Annotated in this window: 14 protein-coding genes; 6 read left to right on the plus strand and 8 right to left on the minus strand. The window is 71.6% G+C overall.

The annotated features are described in order from the left end of the window. The 3 genes from ACWER9_RS01225 to ACWER9_RS01235 form a co-directional block, all read right to left on the minus strand. A partial coding sequence (locus ACWER9_RS01225) for a non-reducing end alpha-L-arabinofuranosidase family hydrolase (RefSeq protein ID WP_452299873.1) occupies nt 1-923 on the minus strand: 923 nt, incomplete at its 3' end. A gap of 181 nt (nt 924-1,104) precedes the next feature. Further along, nucleotides 1,105-2,190, minus strand: a complete 1,086-nt coding sequence (locus ACWER9_RS01230) for a hypothetical protein (protein ID WP_452299874.1) — start codon at nt 2,188-2,190, stop codon at nt 1,105-1,107. A 57-nt stretch (nt 2,191-2,247) separates the two neighbouring features. Beyond that, nucleotides 2,248-2,691, minus strand: coding sequence for an OsmC family protein (locus ACWER9_RS01235; RefSeq protein WP_452299875.1), 444 nt, complete (start codon nt 2,689-2,691; stop codon nt 2,248-2,250). Nucleotides 2,692-2,898: 207 nt separating this feature from the next. Here ACWER9_RS01235 and ACWER9_RS01240 point away from each other — a divergent pair, with 207 nt between their 5' ends. Next, entirely contained in the window at nt 2,899-3,612 is a 714-nt protein-coding gene (locus ACWER9_RS01240; protein ID WP_452299876.1) for a hypothetical protein, read from the plus strand. 544 nt (nt 3,613-4,156) lie between these two features. Here the strand turns inward: ACWER9_RS01240 and ACWER9_RS01245 are convergent. Beyond that, nucleotides 4,157-7,156, minus strand: coding sequence for a glycoside hydrolase family 95 protein (locus tag ACWER9_RS01245; RefSeq protein WP_452299877.1), 3,000 nt, complete (start codon nt 7,154-7,156; stop codon nt 4,157-4,159). Between the two features lie 473 nt (nt 7,157-7,629). Between ACWER9_RS01245 and ACWER9_RS01250 the strand changes: the two genes are divergently transcribed. The 3 genes from ACWER9_RS01250 to ACWER9_RS01260 all read left to right on the plus strand — a co-directional run bounded on the left by ACWER9_RS01250 (nt 7,630) and on the right by ACWER9_RS01260 (nt 10,133). Continuing rightward, nucleotides 7,630-8,655: a DUF3800 domain-containing protein gene (locus ACWER9_RS01250; RefSeq protein WP_452299878.1), complete on the plus strand. Its 1,026-nt coding sequence runs from the start codon at nt 7,630-7,632 to the stop codon at nt 8,653-8,655. 97 nt (nt 8,656-8,752) lie between these two features. Beyond that, nucleotides 8,753-9,628, plus strand: a complete 876-nt coding sequence (locus ACWER9_RS01255; protein ID WP_452299879.1) for an alpha/beta fold hydrolase — start codon at nt 8,753-8,755, stop codon at nt 9,626-9,628. 109 nt (nt 9,629-9,737) lie between these two features. After that, entirely contained in the window at nt 9,738-10,133 is a 396-nt protein-coding gene (locus ACWER9_RS01260; protein ID WP_452299880.1) for a hypothetical protein, read from the plus strand. A 239-nt stretch (nt 10,134-10,372) separates the two neighbouring features. Here the strand turns inward: ACWER9_RS01260 and ACWER9_RS01265 are convergent, their stop codons facing one another. Together ACWER9_RS01265 and ACWER9_RS01270 are read right to left on the minus strand one after the other, a co-directional pair. Further along, nucleotides 10,373-12,916, minus strand: a complete 2,544-nt coding sequence (locus ACWER9_RS01265) for a hypothetical protein (RefSeq protein ID WP_452299881.1) — start codon at nt 12,914-12,916, stop codon at nt 10,373-10,375. Beyond that, nucleotides 12,916-14,241: an SWIM zinc finger family protein gene (locus tag ACWER9_RS01270; RefSeq protein WP_452299882.1), complete on the minus strand. Its 1,326-nt coding sequence runs from the start codon at nt 14,239-14,241 to the stop codon at nt 12,916-12,918. Before ACWER9_RS01270 ends, ACWER9_RS01265 begins: the two co-directional genes overlap by 1 nt. 47 nt (nt 14,242-14,288) lie before the next feature. Here ACWER9_RS01270 and ACWER9_RS01275 point away from each other — a divergent pair, with 47 nt between their 5' ends. Continuing rightward, nucleotides 14,289-14,540, plus strand: a complete 252-nt coding sequence (locus ACWER9_RS01275) for a hypothetical protein (RefSeq protein WP_452299883.1) — start codon at nt 14,289-14,291, stop codon at nt 14,538-14,540. Next, nucleotides 14,537-15,583, plus strand: a complete 1,047-nt coding sequence (locus tag ACWER9_RS01280; RefSeq protein WP_452299884.1) for an SMP-30/gluconolactonase/LRE family protein — start codon at nt 14,537-14,539, stop codon at nt 15,581-15,583. The genes ACWER9_RS01275 and ACWER9_RS01280 overlap by 4 nt, the downstream gene beginning before the upstream one ends. A 74-nt stretch (nt 15,584-15,657) precedes the next feature. Here the strand turns inward: ACWER9_RS01280 and ACWER9_RS01285 are convergent, their stop codons facing one another. Beyond that, complete coding sequence (locus ACWER9_RS01285; protein WP_452299885.1) at nt 15,658-18,483, minus strand: M48 family metalloprotease; 2,826 nt, start codon at nt 18,481-18,483, stop codon at nt 15,658-15,660. After that, nucleotides 18,480-18,995 (minus strand): hypothetical protein, encoded by a 516-nt coding sequence (locus ACWER9_RS01290; RefSeq protein WP_452299886.1) that lies wholly within the window; start codon nt 18,993-18,995, stop codon nt 18,480-18,482. The genes ACWER9_RS01285 and ACWER9_RS01290 overlap by 4 nt, the downstream gene beginning before the upstream one ends. Between the last annotated feature and the right edge of the window lie 95 nt (nt 18,996-19,090).

Genomic DNA, 19,090 nt, shown 5'->3' on the forward strand with positions numbered 1-19,090 from the left:
TCACCGATGACCGCCTGGTCGATCGGGCCGGTGCCCGAGCCGGTGATGCTTCCGCTGAACAACGTCTGCGGCGACGACCAGCCGTTCGGGTTGGTAGGGTCGGACGAGGTCCGGTACGAGAACGCCGGCCCACCCCACTGATAGGCGAGCACCCAGATGTTGCGCGGGGCGAAGTAGAACAACGACGGCGCGACCGTCGCGTTGTTCATCGCGTTCTGGCTGGCCGAGGCCATCTGCGAGTAGTTGGTGAAGAGGCTGAAGTTCATCGAACCCCACCTGGTCCCGGTGTCGTGGGTGGTGGCGTAGACCAACTGCTGGCCGTTGTACGGGGCGACGGTGAAGTCCTTCAACGACACCCAACCCGACCGCGGCTGCGCCAACACCCCCGTGGAGGACCAGCGGTACGTCGACGGGAGGTCACACGTCTGGGTCGGCGGCGGAGTCGTGGGCGGCGGGTCGGTCGGTGGCGGGGTGGTGGGCGGCGGAGTCGTGGGCGGGTTCGTCGTGCCGCCGGTGCACGTCACACCGTTCAGGGCGAAGCTCGTCGGCGCCGGGTTGCTGCCGGTCCAGGACCCGTTGAACCCGAACGACACCGTGCCGTTGGTCGGGATCGAACCGTTGTAAGCCACGTTCTTCGCCGTCACCGCGGACCCGCTCTGGGTCAGCGACGTGTTCCATGCCTGCGTCACCGTCTGCCCGGCGCCGTATGACCAGGTCAACGTCCAGCTGCTCAACGGGTCGCCCAGGTTCGTGATCGCCACGTTGGCACCGAAGCCGCCCTGCCACTGCGACGACACGGCGTAGCTCACCGAACAACCCTCAGCCGCAGCGCCGGCCGGCAGCGCCGCGACAACTGTCGACGACAGCAGTAGGCCGACGCCGGCCGCAACCACACCGACATTCGTGGCTCTGGATCTGCCCATATAGCACCCTCCTCGCGGGACGGCGGCCCTGACATTGGTGGTGGTCGTCGCTCAGTGACTGATTGTGAGCGTTAACAGGCCGCGACAGGTATGTTACGGGAGCGCTCCCACACCATCAACATGCATCGATTCCCTGCTTGCGGTTTCGGCTACCTCCCCCGATGTGGCGGAGCGACACAGCTCAGGCGATCGTGAGGGTGATGGCACCGAACTGGTCGCCCCGCTCCACGTAGTGCGGCAGGTAGAACTTCCAGGTCACCGTCAGCTCGCGCCCGGCACGCATCGAGGCCGGCACCTCGGCGACCATCTCGAACACCGCGCTGCCGCCGGCGGGTAGCCGCGTGAGCGGTCGACAGTTCAACCGGTACAGCTGGGCCGAGTTCACCGCGTCGTTGGTGGCGTCGCCGAGCGAGAACAGCTCCACCAGATAACCCGGGCAGGGGTCGAGCGCGAGAGGACCGTCGGTCGGGTTGCCGAGCGTCACCCGGTAGGTGAGCCGCGAACCGGCGGCGGCGGTCGACGGCCCCCGGACGGCGACGGTGAGCTGGTCCAACGGCGAGGACGGAGGCCTCGACAGCACCGCCGGCTCGGTGAATCCGCTCGCGGAGAGCGTCGCCCGGGCGCGGGGGTTCACCCCCTCCCCCTGCGGGCAGGTCGGACGATCGTCGGCGGTGACCGGCGCGCGCAGGGTGCCGCCGTCGTGCGGCAACTCGATCGCGAGCTCCAACGGCCCGACGGTCGGCCGACAGAACGGTCCGGACCAGTCCAGGCGCAGGCTGGCGTTGCCACCGGCCGGCACGGCGACCACCCGGCTGCGGCCCTCTTCGTCGATGTCGTGGGTGTAGAGCATCGGGATCTCGCGGCCACCGGCGAGCATGGTGGTGGGCACCTCGCCCCGCAGGGTGCACTCCACCGTCGACACGTTCCGTACGTCAACTGCGCCGATGAGCTTGCCGAGGGCGGCGTCCGCACCGCGAGGCTCCTCGCCGCCGTTGCCCGGCCGCGTCCAGCGGGTGAGCCGGCCGGAGAGCTGCTCCGCACGGCACGGCTGACTGCCGGTGGCCGGCTTCCTCGGCGCGGCCGGCGGGCCGTTGAGGTCCTCGTCCGTGATCTTCAGGTCGGCCCACGGGACGCTGCCGTCGGCGAGCAGTTCGGTGGGCGCCGGCTGCGCGACCGTCGGGTTCGGGCGAGTCGGCTGAGTGTTCGGCTCGGCGCACGCCACCGCCACGGCGAGGACGGCCAGCAGTGGCACCAGTAGTCGACGCATGCCGTCATCCTCACCCGACGGGCCGCACGGAACCTGAGTAGCCGTGCTCAGCAACGATCAGTCTTCGCCGGACCCGGACGCCTCGACCATCGCGACGGGAGTGCCGAGCTCGACGGTACGGGAGACGGTGCACAACCGATCGTGCGACTGCTGCAGCGACCGGGGAAGCGCCGCACGGGCCTGGTCGCCGTCCGCGCCGTCGGGGAACGTCACGGTGAACTCGACCCGCAGGTTGCGCATGCGGTTCCCGCCGGCCTCGTCCCGGGTCTTGTCGCCGGTGACGGCGACGGTGAACCCGGTCGGCTCGGCACGGCGGCTGGTGATGTGGTCCACGTCCACCGCGGTGCAGCCGCCGATGGCCGCCAGCAGCAACTCCACCGGCGTGAAACTGCCGTCCTCACCCGTGCCCAACGACACCGAGCCGCCACGGACGTTCCGCACGACGTAGTTGCCCAGGCTGGTGCGCTCGATCTCCACCGAGCGGAAGGTGTCCTCAGTCATGACAGAAAAGTACCGGCACCAGCGATCACGAGTACATCAGATGCAGTGTCATCCCGGCGTCGGCGTGCGCCAGGTTGTGGCAGTGGTTGGCCATCGGTGACCGCCGGCCGCGAGTGCGGATTGGATCGACCCCCCTTGGGAACATGAGCGAGGGCCGACGCACTAGCATTGCCGCCGTCCGCGACGGCTCTGCTGAATCGAGGCGACATGCGTTGGCTCCGTCGGTTGCTGGGCGGGAGGCGGGTCCAGCTCGACCCGGGACGCCAGCAGGCGCTACTGCATGACGTCCAGTCCCGCTACGGTCCGCACGCGCGGGTCCGGTTCAACGACCAGGTCGACGCGCTCACCGGTTCACTCGATAGCGACGACGGCCTGGTGGTGGCGACCCGGATCGTGAGTCAGGTCGCCGACGAGGCTCACGTGGACCTTCAGGCCCAGGCTCAGGAGATCCACCGACGGACCGGCCGACGACTGCTGGTGCACCGCCGCAACTACCGGCCGCTGTGGAAGGAGGCGGGCCCGGCCCTGCGCTGGCCGCTGTTCGCGTTGCCCTGCGGCTTCCACCCGTACGCGCAGGTGGCCGCCGCTGTCACGGTGGTCGGCGCCCGGGCCCCTCGGCTCGACAAGGTGACCGACCCGAACCCCCTGCTGACCCGCGTGTTCGAGGTGCTCGACCTCACCACCGCGGGCTGGGAGTACGGCCGGGTGCGGGTGGACACCGACGCCGCAACCCTGGCCGATCGACTGATCATCAGCGCCGGGCAGGTCCTCGTGGCCATGGACGACCCGCCGCGACTGCCGCCCGCCGTCCGCGAGCTGATGCGTCGCAACAACACCGTCGCCGTGCACGATCCGGCCGGCCCCCGGGCTGTCGGTGGAATCAACCTGGGCGCGCGGATGCGGGAAGAGTTCCTGGTCTGACCGTGGCCGCTGGCGCTACTGACCATCGAGCGATCGACCCATGCGGGGGATGCCCGCCGATACGACTTGAGCCGTCACGCGAGAACCGGACCGCCTCGGTTGCACACCCACCGGATCGGACCGCCCGCAACAGGCACGGCGAAGGCTGCCGCCACCCACGGACTTACGGCAAGGGCCGACTCAAGATTCGTGAGCCCCACGATGCACGTCTCCTCGCGCCAGACCGAGCGAGGCACGCAGGATTCAGCTCGGCCAATGATCAGAGCCAAAGGCTGAGGTCCTGCACCGACTGACCAAGATCGGGTACAGCTACACGGCCTACTACTCCAGCGACGGGAGCGTCTACCGCTACCTCGGCTCGCAGACGCTGACCGCCGACGTCACGAAGGCCGGGTTGCTGGTGAACGAGGGCTCGCGGCTGCCCTGACCGCCGACGTGCTGTGGCCGGCCAGGCCGGGAGGCACCCGGCACCGACAACCGCGACCGGGCCCGTCCCCAGGTAGGACGGGCCCGGTCGTGCTCCCCCGAGCAGGATCGGTTGTCGTCAGCCCCCGATCGCCATGGCGAAGATGTGCATGGTCGGCACGTTCGTCGCCGGCCGGGCACTGATGTTGGGCAGCACGACCGACGTGACCGCCTTGCTCTGCAACCCGACACCGACGTAGTAGATGCAGGCGGCGGTGGCCTGGCGGCCGTTGTTGGGCCGGTTCTGGTACGCGGACACGATCGCCGCGGTCCCCCCGGAGTGCGGCCCGCCGTACCAGTCGGGGCTGCTCAGCGTGAACGTCTGCCGGGTGCCGTCGGCGTAGACCACCGTGCCGGTGCCGGACACCGCGCCGTACGTGCCGGTCAGCAGGAAGCCAAGCGTGCTGCCGGTGCCGGTGATGCCGATGGTCTGGCCGGAGGCGATGGCGTTGTCGGCGACCCCGGAGCTGACGTTGGGCCACCGGAAGGTCACCCCGTTGCGGCTGATCGTGGCGCCCGGGCTGGCGCCGGCCGACGTCAGGGCCTGCGCGGAGAGGGTGGCCCCGTTGCCGTCGAAGTTCCCGACGTTGGTGTTGCTGTCGTTGGTGATGCCGACGTTGGTGAAGCTCTGGTCCAACGTCGGTGTGGTGGCACCGGAACTGGTGACCCGGTAGGTGCGCCCGGCCTGCACGGTGACCTCGATCAGGTCGGACTCGATCCGGGTGACCCGGGCCGCCGTACCGTCGGCGGTGTCGACCACGGTGACGGTGCCGGTCAGGATCCGGGAACGCAGGCGGACGGTGCCGGCCCGGTCCGGTCGGACGAGGATCTCGGTGGCCACACCGCTCGCCCAGGTGATGCTTACCGTGTGCCCACCACGACCACGGAGGCCGGTCACCCGCCCGCTCGGCCAGGCCGGCGGCAGCGCGGGTAGGACGTGCAGCTCACCGATGTGGCTCTGCAACAGCATCTCGGCGATGCCGGCGGTGGCACCGAAGTTGCCGTCGATCTGGAACGGTGGGTGCAGGTCGAACATGTTGGGCGCGAGTCGCGCGGTGGTGGCAAGGTAACGGATCAGGTCGTGCGCCCGCTTGCCCTCCTCCATCCGCGCCCAGAAGTTGATTTTCCAGGCCAGCGACCAGCCCGTGCCGTCGTCGCCGCGCAGCGCCAGGGTCCGCCGGGCCGCCTCGAACAACTGCGGGGTGCCGCGCTTGGTGATCTGGTTGCTGGGCGCCAGCCCGTACAGGTGCGAGATGTGCCGGTGGTACTGCTCGGTCTCCGTCCAGTCGTAGAGCCACTCCATGATGTTGCCGCGCGAGCCGACCTTCATCGGGGGGAGTCGGTCCCGGGTGGCCCGCACCTGGGCCCGGAAGGTGCTGTCCACGTTGAGGATCTCGCTGGCCCGGGCGACGCCGTCGAACAGGTCCCGCAGGATCTGGTTGTCCATCGTGGGGCCGGCGCACACGCTGGCGTTCGAGTGGTGGCTCAGCTCTGGCGAGTTCGACGGGTTGGTCACCAGGTAACCGAGGGTCGGCTCGGTCACCAGGGTGTTGAGGAAGAACTGGGCCGCACCCTTCATGGCCGGGTAGTTCGTCCGCAGGAACTCGATGTCGCCGTTGAACAGGTAGTGGTCCCAGATCAACGTGGACAGCCAGGCGCCGCCGGTCTGCCACATCCCCCAGAACGCGCCGTCCACCACGGCGGTGGCCCGCCATGCGTCGGTGTTGTGGTGGGTGACCCAGCCACTGGCGGAGCCGTACTGCACCTGGGCGGTCCGCGCCCCGGCGACGGCGAGGTCTCGGACCATGTCGAAGACCGGGTTGTGGCACTCGGCCAGGTTCGTCGTGTTGGCCGGCCAGTAGTTCATCGGCAGGTTGGCGTTGATCGTGTACTTCGAGTCCCACGCCGGAGCCAGCGAGTCGTTCCAGATGCCCTGGAGGTTGGCCGGTTGGGTGCCGGGCCGCGAGGACGAGATCAGCAGGTAGCGGCCGTACTGGAACAGCAGCGTGGAGAACTGCGGGTCGTTCACGCTGTTGTGCTGGGCGATCCGGACGTCCGTCGTCTGGTCGGCTGCCGACGTGCGGCCCAGGTCGAGAGTGACCCGACCGAACAGCGCCTGGTAGTCGGCGACGTGCCGGCTGCGCAACTGGTCGTAGCTGCTGGCCCGGGCGGCGGTGAGGCGCTGTCGGGCGATGCCCTGGTAGTCGCCGCCGACGTTGCGGTAGTTGACGTAGCTCGACCCGATGGAGATCAGCAGGACCACGCTGTTGGCGTTGGTCACCCGCAGGGTGCCGCCGGAGCTGGACACGCTGCCGCCGCTGACGGTGGCGTTGGCCAGGGCGAGGAAACGCACCTGGCCGTTGACGCCCTCCATGTTGCCGGAGATGCCGTCCAGGCCGATCGTGCTGCCGTCCGGGCTGGACACCGACGTGCGCTGCGGGCTGTCGAACGTGCCGGTGAAGCTGATCGCGCCGGAACGGTCAGCGGTCAGCCGCACCGCGATGACCTGGTCCGGTGCGCTGGCGAACACCTCCCGCTGGTACCGCACACCGTTGAGCACGTACGACGTCGTGACGGTGGCGGTGGTCAGGTCGAGGGTCCGGTCGTACTGCGAGGCGCCGCTTGCGGAGCCGAAGGCGAGCCGGAGGTTGCCGACGGTCTGGTAGGCGAGCTGACCGCCGGGATTGCCCATCATGGTCTGGTTGATCAGATCCTGGGCCTGGGTCCACTGGTTCGCGTTGACGAGCCGCCGGATCTCCGGCAACGCCGCCGCGCCCCGGGTGTTGCTGGGGTCGTGCGGGCCGCCGGCCCAGACGGTGTCCTCGTTGAGCTGGAGTCGCTCGGTGTCGACGTTGCCGAAGACCATGGCGCCGAGCCGGCCGTTGCCGATCGGAAGCGCCCGCAGCCAGTCGGTGCCGGCCCCCTCGTCGTACCAGAGGGCGAGGTCCCCGGCGGCCAACACCTGCGGCGGCGCCGCCGCGTCCGCCTTGGCCACGGCCGTCCAGGGCACCGGCAGGAGAGCGCCACCCGCACCGGCTGCGCCGATCTTGAGGGCTTGCCGACGGGTCAGGTCTGACATCGATCCTCCAAACGGTGACCAGTCCGGCCACCCCGAAGCGGGACAACTATGGGACTCGACATGGGGATCCGCTTGGCGGGGCCAACCGGGACCCTGCCGGAGCAGGCCGACGCCGGGCCTTGACGCGCCAGACATCTGATGTGTTTCGGGAAGGTTACTCCGGGCCCACAGAATAGGCAACGGTCGATCGACAGGTGCACGTCACGCCCCTCTGGCCGGTCAGCAAGATGAATGGGCGGTTGGGCAGCGGTGGGCTGGCGCTCCTCCGCAGGGCGATCCGGCAGAACGACGCCGGCAACGACCACACCGGGTGGACATACATCAGATGTACGGCCACAGGCAGCCGACCTCCCCGTGCATCAGCTCCGCGTGCGCCCTCAAGGCCATCGGAAGCAAGCACAGCTCCCGTACGCAATCGGGTTGTCCTCTGCCGACACACGGGTGACCATGGGCGGCATGGCGGGAGCCCGGCGGTGAGGTCACCTCTTCAGGGTGGGCTGCCGCCGGGCGGCGCGGTGGTCGTCGGGGCCGTCGTCGAGATCGCCTGCGACGAGTCGGGGTTCTCCGGCACGAACCTGCTGCACTCGACCGCCCCGGTGATCACGCACGCGAGCGTCGACCTGGCCCCCGACGAGGCGGTAGCGCTCATCACCGCCCTGCGGTCCGGGTTCCGGTTCGCACCGCACGAGCTGAAGTCGGGGCGGTTCCTGCGCGGCTCCGGTGCCGACCAGGCGCTGGAGTGGTTCCTGGCGGCGCTGTCCGGCCGGGCACACGTCCACCTCATCGACAAGGAGTTCTTCCTCGTCACCCGGATCGTCGACTTCCTGCTGACCGAGCCGTCGTACGCGGCGGGCACCCGCCTCGCCCGCGAGCACCATCCGGCCGCTCTCGCCCTGCACGACGCCGGACGCCCGGCCGGAGGTGACTGGGCCGCCTTCCTGTCGGCGTTCGTCGACCTGGTCCGGATGAAGCGGCGGCAGCCGGTCGACCAGACCGTGCGCCGGTTCTTCCAGGCCCGGGACGCGCTGCGCCGACACGGGCTCGGCGCGGCGGCCGACGCCGTCCTCGACGGGCTCAGCCCGAGCCACGTGCGAGCCGTGGTGGCCCGGCTCGACGCCGACGACCGCACGGTCCCTCCCCCGCTGGAACCGCTGCTGCCGGCGCTTGCCGAGACGGTCCTGTCCTGGAGCCGAGGTCGGCGGCAGGTGCTGGTGACGCACGACGAGCAGAGCGCCCTGACGGCCGACCGGCTGACCCGCCTGCAACGGGCGTTGGCCGACAACGGCGACGCTTCGGCGACCGGCGTCGACCGGGCCGGGGCGCTGCCGAACGGGGTGTCACCACTGGCCGGGCTGGTGATGGTCGACTCCCGCGACGATCCACGGGTGCAGGTCGCGGATCTGCTCGCGGGGGTGGCCCGGCGGATGCCCGGCATCATCGGCGACGCGCTCCGTCAGCCGCCGCCCGTCCCCCGGGGTGACGGGCAGCCGCGCCACTGATCCCGCCATGGTCGGCACAGAGACGCCGTGTCGAAGAATCGTGGCTCGCCGCTGTCGGGACACCCCGACACCGGCCAGCCGGTCGTAGTCTCGTCCGATGCAGGACATCCAGACGCACACCCTGGTCATACCCGGCGTCGAGCTGGTCTACGACGTCCGCGGCCCGCTACCTCCCGTCGGCGCCCACCGTGCGCTGCTCATGATCGGCCAGCCGATGGCGGCGGAGGGCTTCAGGGCGCTCGCCCCGCTCTTCACGGACCGCACGGTCCTCACCTACGACCCCCGGGGTCTGGGCCGCAGCGTCCGCACGGACGGTCGGTCCGACCACACGCCACAGCAGCAGGCCGCCGACCTGCACACGCTCATCGAGACGCTCGACGTCGGCCCGGTCGACCTGTTCGCGAGCAGCGGCGGTGCGGTCACCGCGCTCGAACTGGTCGCCACCCACCCCGGCGACGTCGCCACCCTGGTGGCGCACGAACCGCCGATCAACGCCGTGCTCCCCGACGCCACGGCCGCCGAGCGTGCCCGGGCCGGCTTCTACGAGGCGTACCAGGCGAAGGGCGCGGGTGCGGGGATGGCCGCGTTCATCGCGATGACGTCCTGGCAGGGCGAGTTCACTGACGCCTACTTCGCCCAGCCAACCCCCGACCCGGCGATGTTCGGCATGCCCGCCGACGACGACGGCAGCCGCGACGATCCGCTGCTGTCGAAGAACTCGTGGGCGGTCACCGACTACCGCCCCGACGCGGGTGTGCTGACCGCCGCGCCCACCCGCATCGTGGTCGCGGTCGGCGAGGAGTCGGCCGGCACGTACACCGCCCGCACCGCGCTGGGTCTCGCGGCGCTGCTCGGCCAGGAGGCCGTGGTGTTCCCGAGCCACCACGGCGGGTTCCTCGGCGGTGAGTTCGGCTACGCGGGCAAGCCCGAGGAGTTCGCCGCGCGGCTGCGGGAGGTGCTGGACGCCGACTGAGACCTGCCTGGCCAGTTGTGCTGGAGGACGAGCCGTATCGTGGGACGCGGAGACGGCGATCCGCCGTCTTCGATCGAACGCCTTGGCCCGGCCGTCGAGGAGGGCATGTATGACCGGTCTGGCGACCGTCGGCGCAAGCGTGGGCGTCCTGCTCGTCGGTCTCGTGATCCTGCTCCGCAAGCCGCCCGACACCCGGTCGGTGCTCAGATGGTCGGCCCTGGCGATCACCGTGCTGGTGGCCGCCGCGCTGATCCCCTTCACTGTGGCGGACTCGGGCGCCGCAGCCGGCTACCTGCTCGGTGTTCCCGTCGTCGCCGCGTCGCTGCCCGTCCTCGCACAGCGGGCCGGTCGGCTGACCCTGGTCGCCGATCTGGCGGCCGCCCTCGTCCTCACCGGATGGGGTTTGCTGCTCGGGCTGGGCATCGGTGTCGCCTTCCTACCGGCGGTCATACTCCTGATCGCCAGCGCCGTGGGCACCAGGGCGCCGCGACCGTCGACCACGTGAGCCGGTGACCCTCAGCCGTCCGGGGTGAACGGCCCCTGCACGCCGACGACGAACGCGATGAGGCCGAAGGTCGCGAGCAACAGCCGGACGCCGGTGGCAGAGTCCGGCCGCTCGGCACGCGGCGCCGGCCGACCGGTCAGTCGGCCCCACAGCAGGGCGTACCCACGGATCAGGTTCGTTGAAACGATCCGGACGGCACGCTCCCGGCAACCCCGCTGCGGTACGGATGACCCGGCGGGTCAGGTGGCCAGTGCGGTGGCGAGTCTGCGCGCTTCGGTCGCCAACCGGCTTGTGCCGCCGCGTGCCACCACGTCCGCCAGCCCCGGCACCTCGATGCGCACGCCGGTGGCCCGGGCCGTCTCGGCGCCCAGAGCCAGCAGGTCAGGCGTGCCGCGAGGCGGGTTCGGCGCGGCCAGCATCGGTGGCAGCGCGGCGGCGAGCAACCGCCAGACGGTCAGCCGGGCACCGGCGGCGATCGCGTCGCGAAGCGGGGTGACCACCCGGGTCGGTGTCACCTGCCCGTCGGCGGCCAGCGCGCCCAACTGGCCGCCGACGCCCTGCGGATCGAGGTCGCCCGCGGCCGCCAGCATCAGCAGCGCGTCGAGGGTGGCGACTCGGTCCACCTCGTGCCGGGCGCACAGCCCGTACGCCAGCGCGAGGTCGAGCGCCGGGCCGCCCGCTCCGGCGCACTCGGCCACTGCCGGCAGAATAGTGGCGGCGTCCTTGGCGTTCTCCTGCGCGGCGCTTGCGAACTCGGACAACAGGTGGGCGGCGACCAATCCCCGGTGCCCCGGCAGCAGCGCCGGCCACAGGTTGCTCGAGTCGCTCAGCCCTCGGCCGATCGGGTGCGCCGGCACGGTGAGCAGCCCGAGCGGGTCCGCCACACCCTCGGGAGGGGTACCGGTGACGAGGGTGCGCCGAGCAGGGAGCCCTTCGTAGCCGAAGTCGTACGTGTGTCTGCGCTCGCGTCGGCCGACAGTGACCACCTGCTGGACCGTTGCCGGTAGGGTGTCGCCGCGCAGCCAGCGCGCCAGTTCGTCACCGGCCATGCTGCCCAGCGCGGCGGCGCGATCGGCAAGCGCCTCGTCCACACCGGCGGGCAGGCGCAGCAGGGCCTGGGTCAGGTCCCAGCGCCACACCGGGCGGTCGCCGAGCGCGGCCAGCCGTTCGTAGAGGGCGATCGGGTCGAGGGCCCCGGTGGCGCCTGTCGGTGCGGCCAGCAGCCCCGGGTCGTCTCGGCCGTCGAGGCGCTGCCCGATCTCCGCGAGCCGGCCGCAGTAGACGAGTGTGAGCGCGGACTGGTGCGGCGGCTTGACGGCCGATCGACCCCGAAACGGGCGTAGCGTTCGGGTCAGTAACTGGCTGAGGATGCTTGACCACTGGTCGCGGCGGCTGGCCGCCTCGGGCTGCGCGGCGGCCAGCAGGACGCCGTTGAGTTGAACCTGCACGTTGAACTGGGACCACATGTGGTCCCAGGCACCGACCTCACCCCGCCGCAGCACCGGCAGCAGGGCGGTAGCCAGCCGGTCCCGGTCGGTGGTGGCCAGCCGGACCAGCCCGTCGAGGACCCGCTCCAGGGTTGCCGCGGGCCGGCGCGGAGTGAGGAGCCCGAAGACCTCTTCGACCAGCTCGTCCACCTCGGTGATCGGCGACGCCGCGGGCGCGGGTGACACCGGCGGGGGCAGTTCGTCGCCGGCCACCGCCACGGTGACCGTGGCCGCCAGCCGGTGATGACCGTGGCGCTGCGCCAAGGCCGCCGCGCGGTCGCGCAGGTCGGCGGCCGGGTGTTCGGTGCCCGACGCGAGGACCTCGGCGATTTCGGCGCGGCGCTCGGGGCGGTGCCGGGCCACCCGGTCCAACCAGGACAGCTGTGCGCGCACCAGCGCCTTCTCCGGTCGACCCAACACGATCCGGGCGGTGTCCAGCAGCGAGTCGACATCCACCTGACTGGCCGCGTCGCGCAGCGCCCGCTGTGCGACGCCCGCCACCGGCCCCGGCCCGTCGGCGAGCAACCGCAGGTACCCGCTCACCCGCGTGGCCACCTCGTCCGGGCCGGGACGGAGCTGTTCGTGCAGGGCGAGGAACGGACGTAGCGCGCCCGGTCGGTCGCCGCGCAGCAACCGGCCGAGGACCCCGTCCAGGAGCACGGCGCGGTCGAGGCGCCCCTCCGTCGCCAGCGCGGCCAACGCTGCGGGCACCGGCTGCCCGGCACCGCTGAACCCCAGGTCGACGCCGATCCCGTCGACCTCGAACAGGCGCGGCACCAGCACGTCCAGGAACGGGTCGGCGCGTAGCTCATCGAGCAGCGGCGCCCGGCGGTGCCCGTCGGAGGACCGCTGCCACCACAGTGACTGCGCCCAGCCGGCGACGAACGCGTCCCCGGTCGGCGGCGGCACCTTCTCCGCGAGCAGGAGCGCGGCGATGAAGTGCCAACCGTCCCACGTGCGGCGGCGGGGCAGCCGCTCGGCCAGCCGGTACGCCACGTCGGCGAGCCAGGGCACGCCCCGCTGCCGCGCCGCGGCGACCACCGGCTCGGGATCGACATCCGTCAACAGGACCAACCTCCGGCCGAGCAGGGCGGCGACCTTCGTCGCGGTGCTCAGTGTGCCCACGGCGGCCACCGCCAGCGCGGTCGTTCTGCGGCCCAGCCAGATGTCGTCCTCCTGCCGGACGTGGACGACCAGGTCGTCCCCGAGGGCTCGTCGTGCCGGCTCGTCCAGGGCGTGCAGTGCCGACCCGACGGTCGTCACCTCACCGCGATCGAGTGCCTCGAAGAGGTCCATCACGCCGTCACCTGGGCGACCATGGACACCGCGAGGGCATGCCGGCACGGGCCGCGCTGACCCCGGTACTTTCCCCACCAACGGCAGGTGCAGGTGAGGTTGCCGTCCGGGAGCCGGCGGACCCGGTACTCGTCGTCGCCGCTGCGTACCGTGGCATGATCGCCGTCGCGGCGGACAGCGCCCTGCTCGACAAGCGTGCGGGCGCCGACCAGCCGGGGGTTGTCCCGCTCGGCCCGGCCGGCGTCGTGCGGCATCACCCGGTGGAAGTACCCGGCGTCGGCGACGTCGTAGCCGACCCGTCCGGCGGTGCCGAGCTGGGCCAGGGCCGCGCGGACCCGGTCGTCGGACAGGCCGGCGGCGTCGGCGAGCGCGGCGACGTCGATCGTCGGGTCCCAGGAGAGCAGGGCGCCGACCAGCTCCGCGTCGTCGATCACCTCGTCTCCGGCGAGCGCGAGCAGCGCCGCGCCCTCGCCGGAGAAGCCCCGGTACGGTTCGGGCGACAGGGTCAGCGACAGCCGCAGCGAGCCGGTGTCCAGTTCCCACGTGCTCGGCACGGCCGGTGAGCCGGCGCGCACCGCCGGGCCGTACACCCGCAGGGTGCGGGCGTGCCGGAGCAGCCCGCGCAGGGCCGCGAGCCGCCCCGCGCCGGCCAGACAGACCGCCCCCGGCGTCGGGCGGGAGGTCAGCCGGAGGGTACGCCCGGCCGGCACCGCCCAGAGCACCGAGCGGTCGCTGGCTCCGGGGAGCCGGCGCAGGAACGCCGTGGCCTCCGCGGCGGGGATCTCGGCGCGTGGCTCGAAGCCGGCGGTGAGGACGTGCACCTCGGCGAAGCCCCGCATCCACCGTGCCGGCAGCGGGACCTTCCGCTCGACCACCGCTCCCTCCACAGTAGAGACGGTGAGGTCGTCCGGGCCGACGGCCAGGTGCAGCGGGTCGATGCCACCCACCCGGGCGAGGGCCTCACGCAGCGGCGGGTTGACGTCGACGTTCGTGGTGCCGTGCCCGGCGATCTCACCATCGAAGCCGGCGGGGACCACGTCCATCCGGGCGTAGACCCCGCAGCAGCCGGAGAAGGACTCGAATCGGAGCCGCTCCCTGCTGCCGGTCACCACCGGATCAAGGCTCGCTGGGCTGACCGGCTGGTGGTAGCGGGTGCGGGCCACCTCGGCCACGGCGAGCAGCCCGGCCGCCGCGGCCGCGGGGGTGGTGAGGAAGCCGGAGAAGAAGCGCGGGTTGGCCGCCGGGCCGCCGCTGGTCTGGAGGTCGAGACCGTCGGCACGCAGAGCGGACGGCGCAAGGTATCGGTACGTCTGGACGGCGTTCACCGGCACACCGTAGAGCGGACGACCGACATCCGTGTCGGTCTCAGTCGATGGCGCTGGCGGAGCTGGTCGAGGGTGAGCTGGCGGAGGTAGGACCGAAAACGTTTCGGGACATTTCTTCGGCATTGACCAGCGTCTTTGTCGATTGTTCCGGAAACAGCGCCGAAAACCCGCTGCGGCTCGCCGGTTCGTCACTTAGGCTCCCGGATACCCACATCGACGGCCCGCCCTCACGCCGTGCCAGCCACCGACCTCGCACGCCGGCCATCGCCACCCTCGACGCCGATTGGAGTATTCGATGACCTGGCGTCCCACGATTGCCGCACTGGCCGGCCTGTGCCTCGCGGTCAGCGCCGCCACACCACCCGCCGGTGCCGCCCCCAACGCCGCGCACGTCAGCGCTCGCGTCGCGCTCGCCGGCCCGCCCGGCGCCCCTCCCAGGGTCTGCCCGACAGGGGTCAGCTACGGGCAACCGCTGCCGGCCAGCACCCCGACCGCCTCGCGCATCCAGGGCGGGTTCACCTTCCTCGAGGGGCCGGTCTGGGTCGCCGACGGCGGCTACCTGCTCTTTTCCGACATGACCGCAGGCACCGGACCGTACAACGTCCAGCCGTCGACGATCCGCCGGTTCACCCCTCCGGCGACCTTCGACACGTTCATCGCCAACGCCGGCAGCAACGGCCTGGCACTCAGCGCCGACGCGCAGCAGCTCGTCGCGGCCACCCACGACCAGCGGAACGTGTCCTCGTACCGACTCAGCGACCGGGCGCGCACCACCGTCGCAGCGAACTACCAGGGCCGGGCGTTCAACTCGCCCAACGACGTGGCGGTCCGCTCGGACGGCGTCGTCTACTTCACCGACCCGAACTTCCAGCGCGGCAACCGCCCGGACCAGATGAGCGGGCGGACCAGCGTCTTCCGCGTCGCCAACGGGCAGGTGTCGCTCGTCGACGACCAGTTGCGCCAACCCAACGGCATCTCGCTCTCGCCGGACGGGACGGCACTGTACGTGGGCGCCTACTCCGAAAACAAGATCTACAAGTACGCCGTCCAGCCCGACGGCAGCATCGGCGCCCGCAGCGTCTTCGTGAACTACATCGCCGGCCCGGACGGCGGCACGATCGACTGCGCCGGCAACGTCTACTGGACCTCGGGCGGGGACTCCCTGGTCCACGTCTACTCCCCTACCGGCACCCAGCTCGGCACGATCCGGTCCGGCAACTCCGGCACGACGAATGTGGCGTTCGGCGGCACCGACCGGCAGACCCTCTTCGTCACCTCGGGTCGATGGGGCGACTCCGGGCTCTACAGCGTGCGACTCAACATCCCCGGCTACCCGTACTGACCGACGGCCAGATGGCGCGCCGCCTCCGTCGCAGCCCGACGTGGCGGCGCGCTATGTTGCGACGCACGGCCGGTTCAGTCGGCGACGGCGATCCGGTGCAGGGTGACGAGGTGTCCGGGCGCGGCGGTCGTCAGGGTGTCCCCGGTGCAGGTGTACCCCGAGGGCAGGGCGTAGTCACCGACGTTGTCGACGTCCAGCGCGATGGTGTTACGCCGCACGCCGCCGATGCTGCCGCTCAGGGTGGCGGCGACCCGGTCGGCGGTGAAGGTGAGCCGACCGTTGGTCGCGGCATAACGCCACTGGATGGTGCCGGCACTGTGATAGGCGATGTGCTGCTGCGGCGCGGTCTCGGATCGGGCCGTGTTGTCGCCGAGATGCAGCGTCGCGGTGCCCTGCCGAGTGAACGACCAGACCGCACCGGAGCTGCCGAAAGCGGCGACGTCGGTGGTGCTGATCGGCTGTAGCTGCCGCCGGGACCGTTCCACCCAGTAGCCCGGTAGGCATTCGTCGGTGACAGGTGGACTCCTGCCGTCTGGGGCCGCCGGCAGGAGCAGACCGGTGAGCCTGGGTAGCTCGGTCGCCGCGAAGACGACACCGACGACAAGTACGACCACCACCGGCACGAGCCGGCGGGCACGGGCAGCGGTGCTCTGCTGCCCGGCGGCGGGTGGCGCCGCTCTCGGTGCCGGTGGTCGGGGCCGACGCGCCCGCCACACTGCGCCGGCCGCCGCGGCGAGCAGCGCGACCGGCACCGCCACGATCGCGGCCCAGGCCAGCACGGTGTCCAGGAACAGGGTGTGCTCCTTGACCGGGGCACCGCTCACACCGCACGCCAGGCCGTCGGCGTAGATGTCCAGGCAGCGAGCAGCGGTCTTGAGCAGGTAGAGACCCGGTGCCGCGACGGTCACCGTGACGAGCGCGGTCAGCGTGACGAGGGCGGGCCGCATCCGTTCGGCGCGGAAGGCCACCGTCGCTGTCGCCAGCAGCACCGCTGCGGCGGTGGCCAGGCCGTAGCTGGAGATCAGGACAAAGGTGAACGGGGGTGCCCCGCCGAGTCGGAAGCTCTCGGCGGGGTGCCGGACAGCCTCGGGCAGCGACCACTGCGCGGCGAACGGAAGCGCCACGGCGACCAGCAGCGCTCCCGCTCCCGCGGCGACTCCGGCGGTGAGGGCGGGTCGCAGCCGCTCCTGGGCGACCCGTGCGGCCAGCAACGGCGCACCCGCGAGGGCGACGACGGCGAGACCGAGGGGCAGATTGCTGAGGGTGACCACGGGCAGGTAGGTCGTCGAGACCACTCGGGCCAGGTCGCGGTACCAGGCTATGTCCGCCCCGTAGCGGGGCGGCGGGCCAAGCCGAGCGGCTGTCAACTGGTCGCTGCTCACCAGCCAGAAGAAGAGGAACACCGCGCCGACCAGCACGAAGAGCACGGTCAGGACGGGTGTCGACCGGGTGGGCCGGTCCGGTCGCCACGCAGCCCGGTGGGCAGACGTGAACCAGACGTGCAACAGACACGCGCCCAGGCACAACAGGGCGACAGCGGTGAGGGACCCGTCCACGTCGGCCATCCCCGCCCCGCCGGTGAAAGCGGACAGCGCGGAGACCGCGGATCCGGCGCTCACGCTGAGCCCGAGCAGGACCGGCACACCCCAGAGCTGCCCACCTGTGGAATTCGCCGGGTACGCGCGCGCGACGGCCCGACGCGCACAGGCCGCGAGGAACAGGGCCAGGGCGGCAGCCACCAGAGCGCACACGAGTACGGAGCCAAGCGTCGCACCCACCGCGGCGGGCACGGAGTACAGGAGGTTGGTCAGCGCGACGCCGACGGCGAGACCGAAGACCACCACGTCGGTGCCGCTGGTCCGCACCAACCGCCACGGATCGTCGACGGCGGCCCGCCGCAGCCCCGGGGCCGGGTGCGTGCCGTACCAGAAGAACTGGCGGGGCCGAGACGGCAGCGCGTCGATCGCCACCAGCATGGCCGGACGGCTCCCGGCAGCGGCGGCAGCCACGTCGGCATAGTGCTCCCGGGTTCGCAACACGGAGTTGCGGGCCAGGAAGACCATCACGGTCAGCAGGGCGACGGACGCGAGGACAGCGACCAGTTGCCACCTGCTGTTCAGCCTCGTGCCGATGCCCGTTCCGGGCAGCAGGGGCGCGAGCATGACCAGCAGGAGGGCCGGCAGGGCCGTGCCGACGAAGACCAACCACACGGCGATGGTCAGGTAAGTGATACCGACGTCGCGGTTGCGCAGGTGCGCCAGTTCGTGCAGGACGACGGCGCGGAAGCGCGGCCGATCGGTCGCCAGGAGCAGCCGCAGCCCGACATCGAGCTTGATCCGAGGGCGCCACGGTAGGCCGTACGCCTGCCCGCTCTGCCCGTACGAGTAGGGCGCCAGCAGCCACTGTGGCCGCCGCCGCAGCGGGATCCGGGCGAGGAGGTCGGCCAGTTCGTCGCGGAGCACCGGATCGGCGTCCGCGTCGAGCCGTTCCAGCCGGCCCCGACGCCGCACCCACCAGGGGTGCAGCCCGTAGACCGCCAGGACGAGCCCGACCTGTGCCGCCAGCGCCCAGCCCACCCAGGTCGTCTGGGCCAGGGTGGCGGGTGCGGTGCACTCGACGAACGCCTCGATTGTCGCGGTGTCCCGGTCCAGGTTGTCCACAAGCGTCGGCGGCGGCGCGCCGGCCGGGCCGCGTAGGACTGGCTCGCACTGACCGAACACGGTGCGGTGCGCCTGCAGGTGCGGTGGGATCGACAGGTAGACAATCGCGAGAATGACCGCGCTGGTTGTCAGTGCGGCGGTAATGAGCAGCAGGAACCGCAGGTGCGTCCCGGACGGTGCGGCGAGGACCTTGTCGGAGTCGTCGTGGCGGTGCTGGGGCGGATCGAGGGTGGTGGTCACGCCGGTGGTCCGTCGCCGAGTCGGCCCCGGCCCACGACCGCGTCCGCCAGCAGGGCCGCCCGGCCGGCCGGGATCTTGCCAGGGCCGGTCAGCACCTGCGTGACGAGGTGGTGCACGTGGTTCCACTGCTCGGCTGTCAGCGCCGACGGTGTCGATCCACCGGGCTGCTCCGCATCCGGCGACGCCGACTGGTCGCCGAACACCTGGCGCGCCGCCGCGCCCGACCAGATGATCCCCCGCCGAACGGCGTCCTCGACGAGGTACGCCCACACCACCCGGGCCGTTTCGAGCATGATGGGGGTCAACAGCATGACCGCCTCGGCCGCCCCGAACTCGAGTGCGCCGGTCGAACGCGTGCCGGTGAGCGCCCGGTGCCGATCTCGGAAGAAGGCGGCGGTCAGCACCGGGAACAGCGCCCTCTCGGCGTCGATCGTGGGATCGACCGCAGTGGCGCGCTCCATCATCAGCCGAGCGATGTCGGTGACGGCTCGTTCGTCGTCGGCAGAGCGCACCGATCCCCCAACTCGTCCGGGCGTCATCGACATCGGCGGCATGCCATTCGCAACTCGCCGGCTACCGTGCTGATTATCGCGCCGCGGGCCCGATC

This window comes from Micromonospora sp. NPDC003944 (genome assembly GCF_053605225.1).